At 68.8% G+C, this 18,029-nt stretch carries 18 protein-coding genes; 7 read left to right on the top strand and 11 right to left on the bottom strand.

The annotated features are described in order from the left end of the window. Positions 1-65: 65 nt before the first annotated feature. On the bottom strand, positions 66-2,111 hold the full coding sequence (gene tkt, locus ACF8NF_RS05730) for a transketolase (RefSeq protein WP_209799293.1): 2,046 nt from the start codon (positions 2,109-2,111) through the stop codon (positions 66-68). 117 nt (positions 2,112-2,228) lie between these two features. Between tkt and ACF8NF_RS05725 the strand changes: the two genes are divergently transcribed. Together ACF8NF_RS05725 and ACF8NF_RS05720 are read left to right on the top strand one after the other, a co-directional pair. Next, on the top strand, positions 2,229-3,017 hold the full coding sequence (locus ACF8NF_RS05725; protein ID WP_392450236.1) for an NDP-sugar synthase: 789 nt from the start codon (positions 2,229-2,231) through the stop codon (positions 3,015-3,017). A gap of 132 nt (positions 3,018-3,149) precedes the next feature. Then, positions 3,150-3,986, top strand: coding sequence for a sulfite exporter TauE/SafE family protein (locus ACF8NF_RS05720; RefSeq protein ID WP_016449835.1), 837 nt, complete (start codon positions 3,150-3,152; stop codon positions 3,984-3,986). Positions 3,987-4,043: 57 nt separating this feature from the next. On the opposite strand, the gene fba is transcribed toward ACF8NF_RS05720, so the two are convergent. From fba to ACF8NF_RS05705, 3 genes are all read right to left on the bottom strand, one after another. Next, positions 4,044-5,108, bottom strand: a complete 1,065-nt coding sequence (gene fba / locus ACF8NF_RS05715; RefSeq protein WP_013804528.1) for a class II fructose-bisphosphate aldolase — start codon at positions 5,106-5,108, stop codon at positions 4,044-4,046. A 129-nt stretch (positions 5,109-5,237) separates the two neighbouring features. Next, positions 5,238-6,623: a two-component sensor histidine kinase gene (locus ACF8NF_RS05710; RefSeq protein ID WP_016449836.1), complete on the bottom strand. Its 1,386-nt coding sequence runs from the start codon at positions 6,621-6,623 to the stop codon at positions 5,238-5,240. After that, positions 6,620-7,318: a response regulator transcription factor gene (locus tag ACF8NF_RS05705; protein ID WP_034363543.1), complete on the bottom strand. Its 699-nt coding sequence runs from the start codon at positions 7,316-7,318 to the stop codon at positions 6,620-6,622. Before ACF8NF_RS05705 ends, ACF8NF_RS05710 begins: the two co-directional genes overlap by 4 nt. A gap of 93 nt (positions 7,319-7,411) precedes the next feature. Here ACF8NF_RS05705 and ACF8NF_RS05700 point away from each other — a divergent pair, with 93 nt between their 5' ends. Further along, positions 7,412-8,164 carry a phosphatase PAP2 family protein gene (locus tag ACF8NF_RS05700; protein WP_392450235.1) on the top strand — a complete coding sequence of 251 codons (753 nt, stop codon included), beginning with the start codon at positions 7,412-7,414 and terminating at the stop codon, positions 8,162-8,164. 4 nt (positions 8,165-8,168) lie between these two features. On the opposite strand, the gene pyk is transcribed toward ACF8NF_RS05700, so the two are convergent. Then, positions 8,169-9,605, bottom strand: coding sequence for a pyruvate kinase (gene pyk, locus ACF8NF_RS05695; protein WP_016449840.1), 1,437 nt, complete (start codon positions 9,603-9,605; stop codon positions 8,169-8,171). A 471-nt stretch (positions 9,606-10,076) separates the two neighbouring features. Between pyk and ACF8NF_RS05690 the strand changes: the two genes are divergently transcribed. After that, the gene (locus ACF8NF_RS05690) at positions 10,077-11,348 is read left to right on the top strand and encodes a TIGR03118 family protein (protein WP_392450234.1); all 1,272 of its coding nucleotides are present in this window, start codon (positions 10,077-10,079) and stop codon (positions 11,346-11,348) included. Positions 11,349-11,387: 39 nt separating this feature from the next. Here ACF8NF_RS05690 and ACF8NF_RS05685 read toward each other — a convergent pair whose 3' ends face one another. The 4 genes from ACF8NF_RS05685 to ACF8NF_RS05670 all read right to left on the bottom strand — a co-directional run bounded on the left by ACF8NF_RS05685 (position 11,388) and on the right by ACF8NF_RS05670 (position 14,543). Then, positions 11,388-12,206: a hypothetical protein gene (locus ACF8NF_RS05685; RefSeq protein WP_016449842.1), complete on the bottom strand. Its 819-nt coding sequence runs from the start codon at positions 12,204-12,206 to the stop codon at positions 11,388-11,390. After that, entirely contained in the window at positions 12,199-13,581 is a 1,383-nt protein-coding gene (locus tag ACF8NF_RS05680) for an aminopeptidase P N-terminal domain-containing protein (protein WP_016452064.1), read from the bottom strand. Before ACF8NF_RS05680 ends, ACF8NF_RS05685 begins: the two co-directional genes overlap by 8 nt. Before the next feature lie 88 nt (positions 13,582-13,669). Next, positions 13,670-14,200, bottom strand: a complete 531-nt coding sequence (locus tag ACF8NF_RS05675; RefSeq protein WP_046238295.1) for a rhodanese family protein — start codon at positions 14,198-14,200, stop codon at positions 13,670-13,672. 25 nt (positions 14,201-14,225) lie between these two features. Further along, positions 14,226-14,543: a helix-turn-helix transcriptional regulator gene (locus ACF8NF_RS05670; protein ID WP_074920866.1), complete on the bottom strand. Its 318-nt coding sequence runs from the start codon at positions 14,541-14,543 to the stop codon at positions 14,226-14,228. Positions 14,544-14,624: 81 nt separating this feature from the next. Here ACF8NF_RS05670 and ACF8NF_RS05665 point away from each other — a divergent pair, with 81 nt between their 5' ends. Together ACF8NF_RS05665 and ACF8NF_RS05660 are read left to right on the top strand one after the other, a co-directional pair. After that, entirely contained in the window at positions 14,625-15,521 is an 897-nt protein-coding gene (locus ACF8NF_RS05665) for an MBL fold metallo-hydrolase (protein ID WP_016452067.1), read from the top strand. Positions 15,522-15,578: 57 nt separating this feature from the next. Beyond that, the gene (locus ACF8NF_RS05660) at positions 15,579-15,989 is read left to right on the top strand and encodes an OsmC family protein (RefSeq protein WP_016449847.1); all 411 of its coding nucleotides are present in this window, start codon (positions 15,579-15,581) and stop codon (positions 15,987-15,989) included. 81 nt (positions 15,990-16,070) lie between these two features. Here the strand turns inward: ACF8NF_RS05660 and ACF8NF_RS05655 are convergent, their stop codons facing one another. Next, positions 16,071-16,367: a hypothetical protein gene (locus ACF8NF_RS05655; protein WP_016449848.1), complete on the bottom strand. Its 297-nt coding sequence runs from the start codon at positions 16,365-16,367 to the stop codon at positions 16,071-16,073. 191 nt (positions 16,368-16,558) lie between these two features. Between ACF8NF_RS05655 and ACF8NF_RS05650 the strand changes: the two genes are divergently transcribed. Then, positions 16,559-17,497 (top strand): pirin family protein, encoded by a 939-nt coding sequence (locus tag ACF8NF_RS05650; RefSeq protein WP_016452068.1) that lies wholly within the window; start codon positions 16,559-16,561, stop codon positions 17,495-17,497. Positions 17,498-17,594: 97 nt separating this feature from the next. Here ACF8NF_RS05650 and ACF8NF_RS05645 read toward each other — a convergent pair whose 3' ends face one another. Further along, the gene (locus tag ACF8NF_RS05645; protein ID WP_016449850.1) at positions 17,595-17,975 is read right to left on the bottom strand and encodes an HPF/RaiA family ribosome-associated protein; all 381 of its coding nucleotides are present in this window, start codon (positions 17,973-17,975) and stop codon (positions 17,595-17,597) included. Positions 17,976-18,029: the final 54 nt, after the last annotated feature.

The raw sequence follows: 18,029 nt of genomic DNA, 5'->3' as shown, positions 1-18,029 counted from the left end.
AACGGTGAGGGCCAGGCCGGGCCTGGCGGGCGGCAAAAAGGGGCCACAGGCCCCTTCTCGCAGCTTTACTTGCCGGCGCGCTGCAGCGCAGCCTGCACGGTGTCGGCCACGTTCTCGGCCGTGAAGCCGAAGTGCTTGAACAGCACGGGCGCGGGGGCCGATTCGCCGTAGGTGTCGATGCCGACGACGGCGGCGCAGCCGTACTTCCACCAGAAGTCGGTCACGCCCATTTCCACGGCGATGCGCGGCAGGTTGGCCGGCAGCACCTGGCTCTTGTACTTGGCGTCCTGCCTGTCGAAGGTGGTGGTGCTGGGCATGGAGACCACGCGCACGGCGACCTTGCGCTCGGCCAGCAGCTTCTGGGCGGCCAGGGCCAGCTGCACTTCGGAGCCGGTGGCGATGATGACGGCCTGGGCCTTCTTGTTCAGGCCGACGGCCTTGGGCTCGGACAGCACGTAGGCGCCGCAGGCGATGTCGTCCAGCGCGTCTTCGGTCTTGGCTGCGTAGGCCAGGTTCTGGCGCGACAGCAGCAGGGCCGTGGGCTTGTTCTTCTGGCTCAGGGCCACGGTCCAGGCGACGGCGGTTTCCGTGGTGTCGGCAGGGCGCCAGACATCCAGGCCCGGGATCAGGCGCAGAGAGGCGGCGTGCTCGATGGACTGGTGGGTCGGGCCGTCTTCGCCCAGGCCGATGGAGTCGTGCGTGAAGACATGGACCACGCGCTGCTTCATCAGCGCGGCCATGCGGATGGCGTTGCGGCTGTAGTCGCTGAAGGTCAGGAAGGTGCCTGCGTAGGGGATGTAGCCGCCATGCAGGGCGATGCCGTTCATGATGGCGGCCATGCCGAACTCGCGCACACCGTAGTTGATGTGGCGGCCGATCTTGCCGTCTTCGGTCAGGACCACGGCACCCTTGTCGTCCACGCGCAGCGAAGGCGTGCTTTTGGTGTTGGTCAGGTTGGAGCCGGTCAGGTCGGCCGAGCCGCCCAGCAGTTCGGGCAGGGCTGCGGTCAGGCCTTCCAGGGCCAGCTGGCTGGCCTTGCGGCTGGCCACGGTGGCGCCTGCGTCATGCGCGTCGGAGGCGATCTGCGCGGCGATCTCGCCGAAGTTGGCGGGCAGGTCACCGGCCATGCGGCGCTTGAATTCGGCAGCCAGTTCGGGGAAGGCCTTGGCATAGGCGGCGAACTTCTTGTTCCAGGCCGCTTCGGCCTTGGCGCCGGCGGCCTTGGCATCCCAGTCGCCGTAGACGCTGGCGGGGATGTCGAAGGGGCCGTGCTCCCAGCCCAGGGCTGCGCGGGTCAGTGCGATTTCCTCGGCGCCCAGGGGCTCGCCGTGGGCCTTGGCCGTGTCCTGGCGGTTGGGCGAGCCCTTGCCGATGCTGGTCTTGCAGCAGATCAGCGTGGGCTTGTCGCTGCTCTTCTTGGCGGCGGCGATGGCGGCATCGATGGCCTGCACGTTGTGGCCGTCCACGTCGCGCACCACGTTCCAGCCATAGGCTTCGAAGCGGGCGGGCGTGTTGTCGATGAACCAGGGGGCGACCTTGCCGTCGATGGAGATGCCGTTGTCGTCGTACAGCGCCACCAGCTTGCCCAGCTTCCAGGCGCCGGCCAGGGCCGCGGCCTCGTGGCTGATGCCTTCCATCAGGCAGCCGTCACCCAGGAACACGTAGGTGTGGTGGTCGACGATGGCGTGGCCTGCGCGGTTGAACTCGGCGGCCAGCAGCTTTTCGGCCAGCGCGAAGCCCACGGCATTGGTGATGCCCTGGCCCAGCGGGCCGGTGGTGGTTTCCACGCCGGGGGTGATGCCCACTTCGGGGTGGCCGGCCGTCTTGCTGTGCAGCTGGCGGAAGTTCTTGAGCTCGTCGATCGGCAGCGCGTAGCCCGTGAGGTGCAGCAGCGCGTAGATCAGCATGGAGCCGTGGCCGTTGGACAGGATGAAGCGGTCACGGTCAGCCCATTGCGGGTTGACGGGGTTGTGCTTGAGGTGACGGCTCCACAGTGCCACGGCCATGTCGGCCATGCCCATGGGGGCGCCGGGGTGGCCGGAGTTGGCTTGTTGAACGGCATCCATTGCGAGTGCGCGGATCGCATTCGCCATTTGTTGAGTGTTGGCCATCAGGGCGCTCCGTGAAGGAGGGGGTAATCAGAGTAAGCCGGCTATTTTAAAGGACGCGGGTTTTCGGCTCCCGCGCGCGGGGCAATGGCCGCTGGCAATGGTCTACAGTTGCGCTCCATGACCGCCTCGCCCATCCCGCCGTTCCCCGCCGCCAAGGCGCTTTTCCTCACCGAGCAGCCACCGGCCATGCTGCTGGCCGCAGGCCGTGGCGAGCGCATGCGGCCGCTGACCGACACCTGCCCCAAGCCGCTGCTGCAGGTGCAGGGCCGGCCACTGCTGCAGCACCACCTGCAGGCCCTTGCGCAGGCCGGCGTGCGCCGCGCCGTGGTCAACACGGGCTGGCTGGGCGAGCAGATTCCCGCGCGCTTCGGGGCGCGCTTCGCGCCCGACACAGGTGGCGAGCCGCTGCATCTGGCCTATTCCCCCGAGCCCGAGCAGGCGCTGGAGACCGCAGGAGGCATTGCGCGCGCGTTGCCGCTTCTGGACACGGTGTTCTGGCTGGCGGCCGGCGATGTCTACGCGCCCGACTTTGATTTCCCGTTCGAGGCGGCCCGCGAATTTGCCGCCAGCGGACGGCTGGCCCATCTGTGGCTGGTGCCCAACCCCGAGCACCATCGGCGTGGCGACTTCGGCGTGGACGAACTGGGCCTGGCCTGCGACTGGCCCGAGGGCGATGCCCGCCCGCGCCAGACCTACGGCACGATCGCACTGCTGCGCGCCGAGCTGTTTGCCGCGCCCTGGTGCGACATCCCGCCCGGCAACCCCGACGGTTGGCGCGTGCCGCTGGTGGCGCTGCTGCGCCGGGCGATGGCCGCCGGCCAGGTGAGCGCCAGCCTGTATGCCGGGCGCTGGACCGACGTGGGCACGCCCGAGCGGCTGCAGCGGCTCAACACGCCGGCCGCCTGAGACGTCGGACTGACACGCCGGCCTGGCACGTTGGCCTGGGGCGCCCGCTGGTGACTGCGGCGCCCGGGCAGGCGAAGGCGCTCCGTGTTAGCGTCGCCGGTTCGGCGCACCGGCGCGCCAGAAAGCGTTTCGATGAGTGTGATCCAGTATGTGATGTTCCTGGCCCTGGTGGGCCTGGCCACGTTTTGCCAGAACCTGACGGGCTTTGCCTTCGGGCTGATCTTCGTGGGCGTGGCCGGTGCCACGCACCTGATGGGCATTGGCGATGCGGCCAACGTGGCCTGCCTGCTGTCCGTGGTCAACGGCGTGGCCTACCTGCGCGCCCACCGCCAGGTGCCGCAGTGGTCCCTGCTCAAGCCCATGCTGATCAGCAGCGTCATCGGCGTGATCGGCGGCGTGCTGCTGCTGCAGTGGCTCAGCGGCAATGCGCTGAGCGGGCTGCGCATGCTGCTGGGCCTGGCCATCGTGGCCTGCGCGCTGTTGCTGTTGCTGCAAAAGCAGGTCAACGCGCAGGTGTCGGGACCGGTGTCGCTGTGGGTGGCCGGTGTGGCCTCGGGGGTGCTGGGCGGGCTGTTTGCCACGCCGGGCCCGCCCATGGTCTACCACCTGTACCGCCAGCCGCTGGACCGTCTGGTGGTGCGCCAGTGCCTGTTTGCCATGTTCCTCACCTGCGCGCTGCTGCGCCTGATGATGGTGGCCTGGGAGGGCGAGATCACCGCCAGCGTGCTGCTGGCCGCAGCCCTGGCCTTTCCCGTGGTGACGGTGGTGACCTGGCTGCACATGCGCCATCCGCCCGCCCTGCCCAAGCGGCTGGTCGAATGGATGGTCTGCCTGCTGCTGGTGCTGTCGGGCACCAGCCTGCTGGTGTCGGGCTGGAACGCCAGCCACCCCCAGCCCGTGGTGCCCGATGACGAGATGGCCATGGCCGTACCCCAGCGGTCCCAGGCTGCGGCCCCCGCGCCGCGCTGACAACAAAAAAGCCCGCCGGGCGGACCGGCGGGCTTTTTTTGAAGGGGAAGGAACCGTTCAGTTCACGACCTGCTGCAGCGAACCGGCAGCGTACTTGGCGGCCATCTGCTCCAGCGTGTAGCCCTTGATCTTGGCGCCCTGGCCTTCGCAGCCGAACTCGATGTAGCGGGCCTTGCAGATCTGCTTGGCGGCTTCGCGGGCGGGCTTGAGCCATTCGCGGGCGTCGAACTTCTCGGGGTTCTCGGCCAGGAACTTGCGCACGGCGCCGGTCATCGCCAGGCGGATGTCGGTGTCGATGTTGATCTTGCGCACGCCGTGCTTGATGGCTTCCTGGATTTCCTCGACGGGCACGCCGTAGGTTTCCTTCATGGCGCCGCCGTACTGGCGGATGATTTCCAGCAGTTCCTGGGGCACGGAGGAGGAGCCGTGCATGACCAGGTGGGTGTTGGGCAGGCGCGCGTGGATTTCCTTGACGCGCTGGATGGACAGGATGTCGCCCGTGGGCTTGCGCGTGAACTTGTAGGCGCCGTGGCTGGTGCCGATGGCAATGGCCAGCGCGTCCAGCTGCGTGGCCTTGACGAACTGGGCCGCTTCCTCGGGGTCGGTCAGCAGGGCCGAGTGGTCGAGCACGCCTTCGGCACCCACGCCGTCTTCCTCGCCGGCCATGCCGGTTTCCAGCGAGCCCAGGCAGCCGAGTTCACCTTCGACGGTGGCGCCCAGCTTGTGGGCCATTTCCACGACCTTGCGGGTCACGTCCACGTTGTATTCGAAGGAGGAAGGCGTCTTGCCGTCTTCCATCAGCGAGCCGTCCATCATCACCGAGCCGAAGCCCAGGTTCAGCGCGCCCTGGCAGATGGCGGGCGAGGTGCCGTGGTCCTGGTGCATGACCAGGGGGATGTGGGGATACTGCTCGGCGGCGGCCTGGATCAGGTGCTTGATGAAGGGCTCGCCGGCGTACTTGCGGGCGCCTGCGCTGGCCTGCAGGATGACGGGCGCGCCCACTTCGTCGGCGGCCGACATCACGGCTTGCACCTGCTCCAGGTTGTTGACGTTGAAGGCGGGAAGACCGTAGCCGTTTTCGGCAGCGTGGTCCAGCAGTTCGCGCATCGAAACGAGAGGCATGTGTAGGGTCCGTATCAAGTTGTTGAGAGGGGGATGCCCCTGCCGCATGGCGGCCGCCGCTGCGTCATGGGTTCGCTGCGGGGCTGCGGCCGGGGGATCGCGGCAGTAACCGCTTGGTAACTGGCGATTTTAACCAGCTGCCGCCAACCCTGTCCCGGGCATTCCCATGCGGTAGCAGGTCGTGAAGCCTTCGGGCGGCGCGGCCTCGCCAAAGCTTCCCTGGTGGGCGCGCAGCACGCGCGCCACGATCTCGTGGCCCAGGTGCAGGCTGTCCACGGGCGCTGCCGCGCGCTCTGCGCCGTCACGGCGGCCGTCGCTACGGCGGCCGTCATCGCAGACCTGCAGCCAGACCTCGCCATCCGGCCCCTGCCCGGCCTGCACCTCGATCTGCGTGCCGTGCGGTGTGTGCTTGAGGGCGTTTTCCACCAGGTTGCGCAGCGCCAGCTCCAGCAGCACGGCATTGCCCATCACGCCCAGTGCCTCAGGCGCCTGCACGGACAGGCTGCAGCCGCGCTGCCAGGCCGCCTGCGCATGGGCGGCCACCACCTGACGGGCCAGCGCGGCCAGGTCCACGGGCACGGGCGGGTCGGCCAGCATGGCGCGTCCTGCGCGCGCCAGTGCCAGCAGCTGGCTGAGCACATGGCCGGCGTGCAGCGCGTCCTGGCCTATGCGCGCCAGCGCGGCGCGCTGGGCCGGGGCATCCATGGCGCCGGCCGGCGCATCGCCCAGGGCACGCGCCTGCAAGGCGATGGAGGCCAGCGGCGTGCGCAGTTCATGGGCCACTTCGTTGGCCAGGCTGCGCTCTCGCTCCAGCGCCTCCTGCTGGCGGTCCAGCAAGGTGTTGATGGAGTTCACCACGGGCATGAATTCCCGAAGCGCGTGGCGGTGCGAGACGCGCTCGGCCTGGGCCAGGTCCAGGCGCTCGACCTCGCGCGAAAGTTCGTTGAGCGGCCGCATGCCGCGTCGAATGGCCAGCCCCAGCGCCAGCGCGACCACAGGCAAAAGCCACAGGCCCGGCTCGATCATCTGGCCCGCGATGTCGTCGGCCAGTTCGTCGCGCTCCTGCAACTCGATCATCACGCTGACCTTGCGTGCATGGTCGCGGCTCCATTGGGTGAAGCTGCGCCAGGCCCGATGCTCGGGACCCAGGCGCAGGGTGGCAAAGCCCTGCTCGGTGTCGAAGGCGGGCTCGGGCGCATCGCCCGTGCGCGAGATCAGCCGCCCCGCGCCATCCCACAGGGCCACGCTCAGCGACTGCTGGTAGTCGTGGGCCATGAGGCCGGGGGGCTCATGCACGGGCGTGGCTGCTCCCTGGCCTACGGCGCCTGCGACTTCCAGGTTGAGCACCAGCGCAGCGACGCCGGCCAGGTGGCCGTCGGTGAGCTCGTCTGCCTCGTGCACGCCGGTCTGGTAGCCCAGTGCCACGAAGCTGGCCCAGACCACGACCAGCGCGCCCAGCATCCAGGCCATCAGATGCCAGATCAGCGAGGGGCGGCGCTGCTGCGCGGTGCTCATGGGTTCTCCGCAGGAAGAAAGTAGCCCACGCCGCGCATGGTGACGATGCTGGCATTGCCCAGTTTCTTGCGCAGGTGGTGGATATGGACCTCGACGGCATTGCTTTCCACGGCCGTGCCCCAGCTGTAGAGATGTTCCTCGATCTGCTGGCGCGAGAGCACGCGCCCGCGCGCCTGCAGCAGCACCCAGAGCACGGAGAACTCGCGCGGCGACATCTCCACCAGCTTTCCGTCGCGGCGCACGGTGCGCGCGGCCGGATCGACCTCCAGCTCGCCATGGCGGATCACGGGTGCCGCCTGCCCGCCTGCGCGGCGCAGCATGGCGCGCAGCCGCGCCTCCAGCTCGTCGATGTCGAAGGGCTTGACCAGGTAGTCATCGGCACCCAGGTCCAGCCCGGCGATGCGTTCGCGCACCTGGTCGCGCGCGGTGAGGATGAGCACGGGCGTGTTGGGGTCCGGCAGGGCGTGGCTGTCGCTACCCGGACGGCGCGGGCTCCGCAGGCGGCGCAGGATTTCGCTGCCATCGCCATCGGGCAGGCCCAGGTCCAGCAGCACGGCGTCGAAGCGCTCCATCTCCAGCGCATGCCAGGCATCGGCCACGGTGGAGCAGACGTCGACCGCATAGCGGCGCTGTTGCAGATTGGCCTGCAGGCCTGCGGCAATGCCCGCGTTGTCTTCGACGACCAGTATTCGCATGCGCGCATTGTGCAATGGCCGCTGCCGGCTGCGGCGCCAGACGATGGCCGCACGCCGGGGCATGCGTTAAGACGGGTTTAAGCCGCGCTTCTCATGCTGCCGGCCATGCCGACACCCGACCCCCGAGATTTCTCCGCCACCCCCGCGCAGGGCCCCTCCTTCAAAAGCACCCTGCTGTGGACCCTGGCGGCCCTGGCCGTGGTCCTGGCCTGGGATGCCGGCGCCCTGGACCTGGCCATGGCCCGCTGGTTTGGCGACGCCGATGGCTTTGCGCTGCGTTCGGACTGGTTCTTCGTGAACATCGCCCACGAAAGCGCACGCCGCCTGGCCTGGCTGGTGGTGCTGGGCCTGACGCTGTGCGTCTGGCGGCCCATCGGCCCGCTGCGCCTGCTGCCTCACGGGCGGCGCGTGCAGCTGGTGGCGGGCATCTTGCTGTCGCTGGCCCTGATCTCGCTGCTCAAGTACACCAGCGCGACCAGCTGCCCCTGGGACCTGGCCGAGTTCGGCGGCGTGGCGCGCCATGTCTCGCACTGGTCGCTGGGCCTGGCCGACGGCGGGCCGGGCCGCTGCTTTCCCGCAGGCCATGCCTCGGCAGGCTTCGCCTTTCTGGCCGGCTATTTCGCGCTGCGCCGCCATGCACCCCGCGCAGCCTGGATCTGGCTGGCCGTCTCGCTGGCCGCAGGCCTGTCAATGGGCCTGGCCCAGCAGATGCGCGGCGCCCATTTCATGAGCCACACGCTGTGGACCGGCTGGCTGTGCTGGACGGCGGGCTGGCTCTTCGACCTGGCGGTCACGCGCCTGCAGGCCGGACACCAACCGCTGCGACTGCGCCAAGTACGTCAGTGAGAGATCAGTTCACCCTGCAGATCTTCAGCATGTTCGTGCCACCGGGCTGGCCCATGGGCTCGCCGCAGGTGATGGCATAGACATCGCCGCTTTGCACGATGTTGCGCGCGCGCAGATGGCCTTCGGCCTGGTCCAGCGCGGTGTCGCGGTCGGCGCTGGTGTCCATGAGCAGGGGGCGCACGTTGCGGTACATGGCCATCTTGCGCTGCGTGGAGATCTTGGGCGTGAGCGCGTAGATGGGGATGTGGATGCGGTGGCGGCTCATCCACAGCGCGGTGGAGCCGCTGTCCGTCATGGCGACGATGGCCTTGGCGCCCAGGTGGTGGGCCGTGAACAGCGCGCCGATGGCGATCGACTGGTCGATGCGCGAGAACTGGCGGCCGGTGAACTCGGCATCGCTGTCCGGGTCTTCGGCCGCTTCCGCGGCGGCGCAGATCTTGGCCATTTCCTGCACGGTCTCCAGCGGGTACCTGCCGGCGGCGGTCTCGGCGCTGAGCATGACGGCGTCCGTGCCGTCCAGCACGGCGTTGGCCACGTCGCTGACCTCGGCGCGCGTGGGCACGGGGTTGGTGATCATGCTCTCCATCATCTGCGTGGCGGTGATCACGAACTTGTCCATGTCGCGCGCCATGCGGATCATCTTTTTTTGCAGCGCGGGCACGGCCGCGTTGCCCACTTCCACGGCCAGGTCGCCGCGCGCCACCATGATGCCGTCGGAGACATGCAGGATCTCTTCCAGGCGCGGAATGGCCTCGGCGCGCTCGATCTTGGCGATCAGGCCGGGCTTGTGGCCGTACTGGGCCGCAGCCACGTTGCACAGCTGGCGCGCCATCTCCATGTCGGTGGCGTTCTTGGGAAAGCTCACGGCCACGTAGTCGGCCTGGAAGCTCATGGCGGTCTTGATGTCCTCCATGTCCTTGGCCGTCAGCGCCGGGGCCGTCAGGCCGCCGCCCTGCTTGTTGATGCCCTTGTTGTTGGACAGTTCGCCGCCGAGCTTGACGGTGGTGTGCACCTCGTCGCCGCGCACATGGTCCACGGTGAGCACGATCAGGCCGTCGTTGAGCAGCAGCACGTCGCCGGGCTTCACGTCGCGCGGCAGTTCCTTGTAGTCCAGGCCCACGCCGTTGATGTCGCCGGGCTCGGTGCGCGATGCGTCGAGCACGAAGCGCGCGCCGGGCTCCAGCATGACCTTGCCTTCGGCGAACTTGCCGACGCGGATCTTGGGGCCCTGCAGGTCGGCCATGATGGCCACCTCGCGGCCTGCGCGCTGGGCCGCCTCGCGCACCATGGTGGCGCGGTCGATGTGGTCCTGCGCCTTGCCGTGGCTGAAATTCAGGCGCACCACGTTGACGCCTTCGCGCACCATCTGTTCCAGCAGTTGCGGGTCGCTGGAAGCGGGGCCCAGGGTGGCGACGATCTTGGTGGCACGGCTCACTTGCATGGAATGTCTCTCGCTCAGGGTTTGTAATCGGGTTTCAATTCTCACACGAATGCGGTTACATGAAGGCAACATTCCGGCATGCGGTACGGGCCTGAAGACCCCGCGTCCTGAGCCTGCGCAAGGGGGCGGCCGGATGCCGTTGCCATCGCCGAACACTGCGGTGCACTGCCTTTGCCGCTATTGCTTTTGATGCTGCACGGCAGCATTCCCGGCAAAGGCGCTGTGCCATGCCGGCCTCCTGTGAAAGCAGTTTTGCCCGCCGCGTTCGCAATGCCTGCTGCACCGCACCGCAGGACACCACAGAATCAGACTGGTCCACATTGACGCGGCCCGCCCCTGCTTCCTAGCATCGCCTTCATATTCCTGTGGTCCACCCGGCCCGCAGGCCGCAGCCAGAACATACGGTTCCCCTTGGTTTCGCATGCTCAGCCAGTCCATCCACAGCTTTGCCATGCCACCAGGAAATCCACCATGCTTGACCGCAGACGCTTTGTTCTGACCACCCTGGCCTCCCCGGCGCTGACCGCCTGCGGCGCGGGTGGCGATGTTGCCGCCAACCGCTATGTCCAGACTCCCCTGCTCGCCAGCCATGCGCGCTACGGCGCGCGCTTCACGCAGCCCGGCTTCGTCAACGGCTGGGGCATCGCCATCCGCCCGGCCGGCGCGGGAGGCCATTTCTGGATTGGCGGCGGGGGCACGTCCTGGCAGTTCATCGGTGACGTGGCTCGCTCGGCCGATCACGGGATGCGCGCCCTGCACCAGGACGGCCTGCGCGAAGTGGCCGTTCCGCGCTCGGATGCCCTGACCGGCGATGACAGTGCCGGCAAAGTCACCGGCGTGGTCTACAACGGTGCGCCCCTGGACTCGCAGCTGCTGCGGGTCCGGCAGCAGCCTGCCGCCGGACGACTGCTCGAGGGCTCGGCCCGCTTCGTCTTCGTGACCGACAGCGGCAGCGTCAGCGCCTGGACGGAGCGCGATGCGCAGACGGGCGCCATCGTCCGGGTGGACGGCCCTGCGGTGGAAATGTTCAATGGTGCCGACCAGGGCATGGCTTTCTTCGGGGCCGCCATCCACACGGGCCGATGGGACCGCGTGTGGATGGCCGACTTCGGCGCCCGGCCCCAGATCCGCACGCTGGACGCGCAGTGGCAACTGGTGCCCACCCAGGGCTTCGCCAACCCGTTCGCATCAGGCGCGGCAGGCGAGGCCCGGCCCGGTGATCCGGTGCCCTTCAACATCCAGGTCGTCAACGACGGCCGCCGCGACCGCGTGTTCGTGCTCTATGCGATCACCCAGCCCGACCCGGACGATCCCCTGGCGTTCCATGCCGGCGAGGAGGATGCGCTGGACGCAGCCGCAGAAGCGGCCAGCGGCAACCGGCCTGCGCGCGGCAGGCTGGCCGAGTTCGACCTCGACGGCCGCCTGCTGCGCATGTATGAGGACGATGGACGCCTGAATGCGCCCTGGGGCGTGGCCATCGCTCCTGACGGCTTCGGCGCACTGGCGGGGCACCTGCTGGTCGGCAACTTCGGGGGAGCAGGCCGCATCTGTGCCTTCGACCTGTCCACGGGCCGCTATGTGGACGATCTGCGCGACGCGCAGGACCGCCCCGTGGCCATCCCCGGCCTGTGGGCCCTGCAGTTCGGCAACGGCGTGGCCCTGGGCGACAGCGACGCGCTCTACTTCGCCGCCGGCCCCGAGGACGAAACCGAGGGCCTGTTCGGCTCGCTGAGGCTTCTGTGACGCTTCATCCTGGCGGTGTCAGTGCGCAGACGCCAGGCCTCACACCAGCCCGTGCGAGAGCAGGTAGGTGATGGCATGGGCCACCATGGCCGCCTCCAGGCCATAGCGCCAGAACAGGAAGCCGCCCACGGCGCCGTGGACGACCTCGAACAGCAGCAACTGCAGCACCAGCGCGTCCGACAGGCCGCCCCATGTGCTCCAGGCCAGGGCCAGCTGCAGCATGCCCCACAGCAGGGCCGACAGCATGACGGACCACCAGCCCAGCGTCCATCCCGGGCGGCGGTCTGTGCGCCCGCTCAGCCGCCACAGCAGCCACATCACCAGCGTCATGCCGCCCAGCCGCATCACCAGCTCGGCCGTGATGCCCGCGTACAGCATCTTGGCGCCCAGCGGCATGGCGTAGACGGGGTCGATCAGGGTCAGGTCGTCGGGCCAGGCCAGGGCCAGGGTCACCAGCCAGGCCGCGCCCACCACGCCCCCGGCCAGCCCCGGCAGCGTGAGGTAGCGCACGGCGCGCTGGGGCGAACGCCCGGCCACCCAGGTGGTCAGCAGCGGTGCGGACAGGCCCAGCCGCGGCCCCAGCCACACGCCCACGCCCACGGGCAGGGCCAGCAGCGCGGCCATCACGCCGATGCCGGTGAGCGGCGTGACCAGCGGCTCCACGGGCAGGCCCAGCATGCGCATCCAGTCGGGCAGCACGAACCAGGCCATGGCCGCCACGCCGGGCAGCCCCAGCAGCCAGAGCACCGTGAAGATGCGCCAGCTCAGCCGGGGCAGTGCGGGTGCGGCATAGGCCGATGGGGCGGGCATGAGAGTGGACACGGGGCCGGTGGTGGGCAGGCTGGCGTTGTCAGTCACGCATCAAGGCTTCTATCTCGTCGGGCTCCACGGGCACGCCGCGCGTGATCAGCTCGCAGCCGGTCTCGGTGACGATGGCATCGTCCTCGATGCGGATGCCGATGTTGTGGAACTGCTCGGGCACGCCGGCCGCAGGGCGCACGTAGATGCCCGGCTCGATGGTGGTGCACATTCCCGGACGCAGGATGCGGCTGGGGCGGTTGGTGATGGTCTCGCCCGACAGCGGGTCCTTGCGCTCGTGCGACTGGCCCAGCTCCGAAGGCTCCACATAGCTGCCGCAGTCATGCACGTCCATGCCCAGCCAGTGGCCGGTGCGGTGCATGTAGAACTGGAAGAAGGCGCGCTGCTCGATCACGTCCTGGGCATTGCCATAGACCTTTTTGTCCAGCAGGCCCAGATCCAGCATGCCCTGCGCCAGCACGGCCACGGTGGCGTCGTGCGGATCGTTGAAGCGCGCGCCGGCCCGCGTGGCCGCCACGGCAGCCTTCTGGCTTTCCAGCACCAGCTCGTAGAGCGCGCGCTGCGGGCCGGTGAAGCGGCCATCGGCGGGGAAGGTGCGCGTGATGTCGCTGGCGTAGCCGTCGAGCTCGCAGCCGGCGTCGATCAGCACCAGTTCGCCCGCGCGCACGGGGGCCTTGTCGGCCTGGTAGTGCAGCACGCAGGCATTGGCGCCGGCGGCCACGATGGAGCCGTAGGCCACGTACTGCGAGCCCTGCTGGCGGAATTCATGCAGCAGCTCGGCATCCAGGTGGTATTCACGCACTTCCTGGCCTGCGCGCAGCATGCGCGCCGAGCGCTGCATGGCGCGGATATGGGCCTGGGCGCTGATGGCGGCGGCGCGGCGCATGATGTCCTGCTCGTGGGCGTCCTTGACCAGGCGCATCTCGTCCAGCAGCGTGCACAGGTCGCCCTGCTCGGACGGGCACAGCGCGCCAAAGCGCACCCGTGCGCGCACCTGGCCCAGCCAGCCTTCCACGCGCACGGCCAGCCCTTCATGCGTGGCGAACGGATACCAGAGGCGGCCCCGGTTCTCCAGCAGGCGGGGCAGGCGCGTATCGATCTCGGCGCTGGAGAACGCCTGGCTCACGCCCAGCGTGGCCACGGCAGCCTCGGGGCCCAGGCGGATGCCGTCCCAGATTTCGCGCTCCAGGTCCTTGGGCTGGCAAAACAGCACGCTGGTGCCATCGGCGGCCAGTACCAGGCAGGCATTGGGCTCGGCAAAGCCGGTCAGGTAATAGAAATAGCTGTCGTGGCGGTACAGATAGCCGGTGTCCCGGTTGCGCTGGCGCTCGGGAGCGGTGGGAATGATGGCGATGCCGCCGGCGCCCAACTGGGCGGCCAAGCGTGCGCGGCGTTGGGCATAAACAGATGTCATGCAGCTATCGTACTGCCGTCCGGGGTTCTCCACAGTCCCGGGAGGGGGGCAGCCGGCCGGCGTCAGGTGGACTTCAGCGCAGACACCGTCACTGCCCCAGGGCGCGCCGATTCCAGGGCGCCTTCATCAGCAGGCGCGCCAGTCCGCAAAAGCCGGTGGCACCCGCCACGATCAGACCGCAGCCCACGAAGGCCGAGAGCAGGTGCCACCACGGTGAAACCGTGGCACCGAGCACGGCGCCCAGCAGTGCCAGCCCGCCCGCACCCAGTTGCACCTGGCGCTGCAGCTCCAGCGGCTGGCGGCTGTCGTGCAGCACGGGCAGGCCTTCGGCCTTCCAGGCGTCCAGGCCTCCGTCGAGCACATGGCCGGCACAGCCGGGCGGCAAGGCAGCCGCCAGGGCCTGGGCGTTGAGCCGCGTGCGGTTGCCGGAGCGGCAGTGAAAGACCACGGCGGCCGGCGCATCGCCCCAGGCCTGGGCACCCAGGCGCTCCATGGGCATGCTGCGGGCGCCTGCCATGCGTTCGCGCGCATGTTCGTCGGGCGCGCGGATGTCGATGAGCCAGGCGCCTTGCGCCTGCAACTGGCGGGCGGCCTGGGCCGAGATGAGGGGAAGGGACATGGGACGACTCCTGGGGTGGGTGTTTTCAGGGACAGAAGATGCTCTTGAGTGCCGCCACCAGCTTTTGCGCATCGGGATCGGCGATGCGGTAGTACAGGGTCTGCGACTCGCGGCGGTAGGCGACCAGGCCCTCCTCGCGCATGCGCGCCAGATGCTGGGACAGGGCCGACTGGCTCAGCGGGATGCGCTCCAGCAGCCCGCCCACCGACAGCTCGCCATGCTCGATCAGCAGGCACAGCACCAGCAGGCGCCTCTCGTTGCCCACGGCGCGCAGCAGGGTGGCGGCGCGCGCCGCACCCTGCTGCAGGAAAGCCTGTTCGGAGGAGAGGATGGGTTGGTTCATGATTAAGAAAAATCTAATTTAGCAAATTCTAATATACTTGCCGGCAGGCTGCACTGAAGCCATCGACAAAGGAGTGCTTTCATGACCTCGCCGCTGCGCATCGCGCCATTCTTCGACGAAGCCACCCATACCGTGACCTACCTGGTCTGGGATGCGAACACGGGCGAGGCCGCCGCCATCGACCCCGTGCTCGACTACGACCATGCCAGCGGCCAGGCCCACACCGGCTCGGCCGATGCCGTGCTGGCCGGCGCGCAGGCCCAGGGCCTGCGCCTGCGCTGGATCCTGGAAACCCATGCGCATGCCGACCACCTCAGCGCGGCCCCGTACCTGCGCGAGCGCACGGGCGCCCCGATCGCCGTGGGCGAGCACATCCGCGAGGTGCAGCGCATCTTCCGCCCCGTCTTCAACCTGCCCGCGCCCGCCGGGGAGCCGCCTTTCGACCGACTGCTGGCAGACGGCGACAGCCTGCCCTTGGGCGGGCTGCGCATCGAGGTGCTGCACACGCCCGGCCATACGCCCGCCTGCGTGTCCTACCGCATCGAGGATGCGGTCTTCGTGGGCGATACGCTGTTCATGCCCGACTACGGCACGGCGCGCGCCGACTTTCCGGGCGGCGATGCGCGCACGCTGTTCCGCTCCATCCAGCGCCTGCTGGCCCTGCCGCCCGCAACACGCCTGTTCATGTGCCATGACTACAAGGCGCCGGGCCGCGACCGCCACGCCTGGGAAACCACCGTGGCCGACCAACGTGCCGGCAACGTGCATGTGCACGCGGGCGTGGACGAGGCCAGCTTCGTGGCCATGCGCAACCGGCGCGACGCCACGCTGTCGGCGCCAGCCCTGCTGCTGCCCGCCATCCAGGTCAACATGCACGCAGGCCATTGGCCCGAGGCCGAGGCCAACGGCGTGCACTACCTCAAAATTCCGCTGCGCATGAAGCATCGGCCCCAGGCAGCGGACGCGAAGCAGGCGTAGAGTCGTCCATTGGCTCCCCCACCCCTCTTGCGACACCCCCAGGACAAAGGACCTTCCATGATCCACAGCGCCCATGCCACCAGCACGGACACCCCCTATCGCGTCACGCTCGCAGACCCCCAAGGACACCGCTGGCACGTGGACGAGCCCGCGGACAAGGGCGGCGGCGACACGGCGCCCAACCCCCTGCAGCTGCTGCTGTCGGCCCTGGGCGCCTGCACCACGGTCACGCTGCAGATGTATGCGGCGCGCAAGCAGTGGAAGCTGGAGCAGGTGGATGTGCAATTGCGCCTGAACCCCGAAGGCACGCCGGCCAGCGGCAACCTGATCGAACGCCAGATCACCCTGCAAGGCGACCTGGACGACGAACAGCGCCAGCGCCTGCTGCAGGTGGCCGAGGCCTGCCCCGTGCACAAGCTGCTGGCCGGCGAAGTGCACATCCAGACCGCGCTGCAGCTGCCCGCCTGAGCGAAGGACTGGCCACCATGCAAAAGGCCCTGCGGCAGGTATGCCGCAGGGCCTTCGGAGTGGACGGGGACATGGCCGGCGTCAGGCTTCGCTGACCTCGATCTCCCCCGTATCGACATAGAGTTCGAACTCCCGCTTGGCCAGCGACACGGTGATCGGCTGATCCTCCTGGGTCCAGGACAGCACATAGCTTCCGATGGCCGTGGCCACCTGCACACGGGTGCCACGCGGAATGTCTTCCAGTTGGCCATCGCCTACCCGGTGCTGCACATTGCCGGTGACCGTGGCTTCAAATTTCTCGGGGAATCGCTGGACTTCCACGGCGCTCTGGACCGCCTCTTCAGCGGCTTCGGCGTGCGTCTGTACGGATGTATTCATGGCGTTTTCTCCTGTAAGAGTGAGGCCGGCGCCCGCCAAAAGGACGGGCGCCGGGCCGTTCCTCGAATGTAAACAATGTTCCTGAGAATGCGCTGTCAGCGAACAGGCCCAATATCTGCGATCCTGGTTTGCCTGCTGCGCCGAGCTGCACGACACTGGTGGCCTCCCCCACGAACCAGGCCGATCCGCCCATGTCCGACACGTCCCCACCCAACTCCCAGCCCCAGCACCTTCCCACCCGCACCGCCGACGTGGGCGGCATTCCCATCCAGCGCGCCATTCCGCAGCGCGCCCTGCGCAAGGTCGGTGCCTGGTGCTTTCTCGACCACGCCGGCCCCGCCGATCCCGCGCCGCCCGGCATGCAGGTCGGCCCGCATCCCCATATCGGCCTGCAGACCTTCACCTGGATGATCCGCGGCGAAGTGCTGCACCGCGACAGCCTGGGCAACACCCAGATCATCCGGCCCGGACAGGTCAATCTGATGACGGCAGGCCACGGCATCGCCCATTCCGAGGAAAGCCAGACGCCCTCGCACATCCACGCCGCCCAGCTGTGGATTGCGCTGCCCGAATCGCACCGCAACGGTCCGCCCCGCTTCCAGCACTACCCCGAGCTGCCCAGGACCACGGTGGGGGACTTCACGGCCACGGTGCTGGCCGGCGAGGCGCTGGGCCTGACGTCGCCCGCCGAGGTGCACACGCCCCTGATGAGCGTGGACCTGCATGCGGACAGCGCACGCAGCGCCAATGCCGTCGCCACGTTGCCGCTGCGCGCCGATTTCGAGCATGCCGTGCTCAGCCTGGAAGGCGACGTGCGCGTGAACGGCCAGCCGCTGCCGGTGGAGGAATTGCTCTACCTGCCCCTGGGCACGCCCTCGGTCGCCATCGAAGCGGCGCCCGGCAGCCGCCTGCTGGTCATTGGCGGCGAGCCCATGGATGAAGCCATCTTGCTGTGGTGGAACTTCGTGGCGCGCACGGGAGAGGAAATCGCCGAGGCCCGCGCGCAGTGGGAGGCCGAGACCCGGCAGCCCGCCACTGCGGCGCGCCGCTTCGGACCGCCGCTGGCTTCGCCCCTGGCGCCGCTGCATGCGCCTTCGCTGGACGGCGTGGTGCTGCGCGCCTCGCGCTGAAACGCGCCGTACCGCAGTCTTCGCGGCGATGGCCGCCCCAGCAAAAAGGCGCCCCGAAAGGGGCGCCTTGCCGTTGATGTTGCGGGAGTTTCGAGGGTCAGGCCGGGCTGGCCGCATCCACCTCGGTGCCATCTTCCACGCCGCGCACGCTCTCGCGGCCATGCTTGTCCTTGAGCTTGCCCAGATCGGTTTCCACCGCCCGCTTCAGCTTATCGATGGCGGCATTGAAGGCGTCCTTGACCTTCTCGGCCTCGGCGTTCACGGCGATCGGCGGGCGTCCATTGGCCCGGGTCTCCAGAACGCAGCGCTTGCCGGGAGCCCCCGAGGTCTTGAGCGCATCGACACCCGTGAGGAACACCTCCACGCGCACCACATAGTCCTTCAATCTCGCCAGCTTGGCGTTGATTTCTTCCTGCGCCCATTGCGCCAAGGACTCGCCACCCTGGATCGAATCGTCGGCATGAACCTGAACTTGCATGCATATCCTCCTAGTCGCCAAAAGCCGCACCACCGGCGCGGCGGGGTTGTCGGG

It is taken from the genome of Delftia sp. WSY_22, assembly GCF_043104185.1.
Lineage (GTDB): Bacteria > Pseudomonadota > Gammaproteobacteria > Burkholderiales > Burkholderiaceae_C > Comamonas > Comamonas tsuruhatensis.
Note: the sequence above shows the minus strand (reverse complement) of the source record. Positions and strands in the feature narration are given on the sequence as shown.

Bases quoted from the DNA above. Each gene is read 5' to 3' on its own strand.
- ACF8NF_RS05705 (WP_034363543.1), bottom strand. From the start codon at position 7,318: ATGCGAATACTGGTCGTCGAAGACAACGCGGGCATTGCCGCAGGCCTG.
- tkt (WP_209799293.1), bottom strand. From the start codon at position 2,111: ATGGCCAACACTCAACAAATGGCGAATGCGATCCGCGCACTCGCAATG.
- ACF8NF_RS05710 (WP_016449836.1), bottom strand. From the start codon at position 6,623: ATGAGCACCGCGCAGCAGCGCCGCCCCTCGCTGATCTGGCATCTGATG.
- ACF8NF_RS05645 (WP_016449850.1), bottom strand. From the start codon at position 17,975: ATGCAAGTTCAGGTTCATGCCGACGATTCGATCCAGGGTGGCGAGTCC.
- ACF8NF_RS05665 (WP_016452067.1), top strand. From the start codon at position 14,625: ATGACCTCGCCGCTGCGCATCGCGCCATTCTTCGACGAAGCCACCCAT.
- pyk (WP_016449840.1), bottom strand. From the start codon at position 9,605: ATGCAAGTGAGCCGTGCCACCAAGATCGTCGCCACCCTGGGCCCCGCT.
- ACF8NF_RS05675 (WP_046238295.1), bottom strand. From the start codon at position 14,200: ATGTCCCTTCCCCTCATCTCGGCCCAGGCCGCCCGCCAGTTGCAGGCG.
- ACF8NF_RS05670 (WP_074920866.1), bottom strand. From the start codon at position 14,543: ATGAACCAACCCATCCTCTCCTCCGAACAGGCTTTCCTGCAGCAGGGT.
- ACF8NF_RS05655 (WP_016449848.1), bottom strand. From the start codon at position 16,367: ATGAATACATCCGTACAGACGCACGCCGAAGCCGCTGAAGAGGCGGTC.
- ACF8NF_RS05700 (WP_392450235.1), top strand. From the start codon at position 7,412: ATGCTGCCGGCCATGCCGACACCCGACCCCCGAGATTTCTCCGCCACC.
- fba (WP_013804528.1), bottom strand. From the start codon at position 5,108: ATGCCTCTCGTTTCGATGCGCGAACTGCTGGACCACGCTGCCGAAAAC.
- ACF8NF_RS05725 (WP_392450236.1), top strand. From the start codon at position 2,229: ATGACCGCCTCGCCCATCCCGCCGTTCCCCGCCGCCAAGGCGCTTTTC.
- ACF8NF_RS05690 (WP_392450234.1), top strand. From the start codon at position 10,077: ATGCTTGACCGCAGACGCTTTGTTCTGACCACCCTGGCCTCCCCGGCG.
- ACF8NF_RS05720 (WP_016449835.1), top strand. From the start codon at position 3,150: ATGAGTGTGATCCAGTATGTGATGTTCCTGGCCCTGGTGGGCCTGGCC.
- ACF8NF_RS05650 (WP_016452068.1), top strand. From the start codon at position 16,559: ATGTCCGACACGTCCCCACCCAACTCCCAGCCCCAGCACCTTCCCACC.
- ACF8NF_RS05660 (WP_016449847.1), top strand. From the start codon at position 15,579: ATGATCCACAGCGCCCATGCCACCAGCACGGACACCCCCTATCGCGTC.
- ACF8NF_RS05680 (WP_016452064.1), bottom strand. From the start codon at position 13,581: ATGACATCTGTTTATGCCCAACGCCGCGCACGCTTGGCCGCCCAGTTG.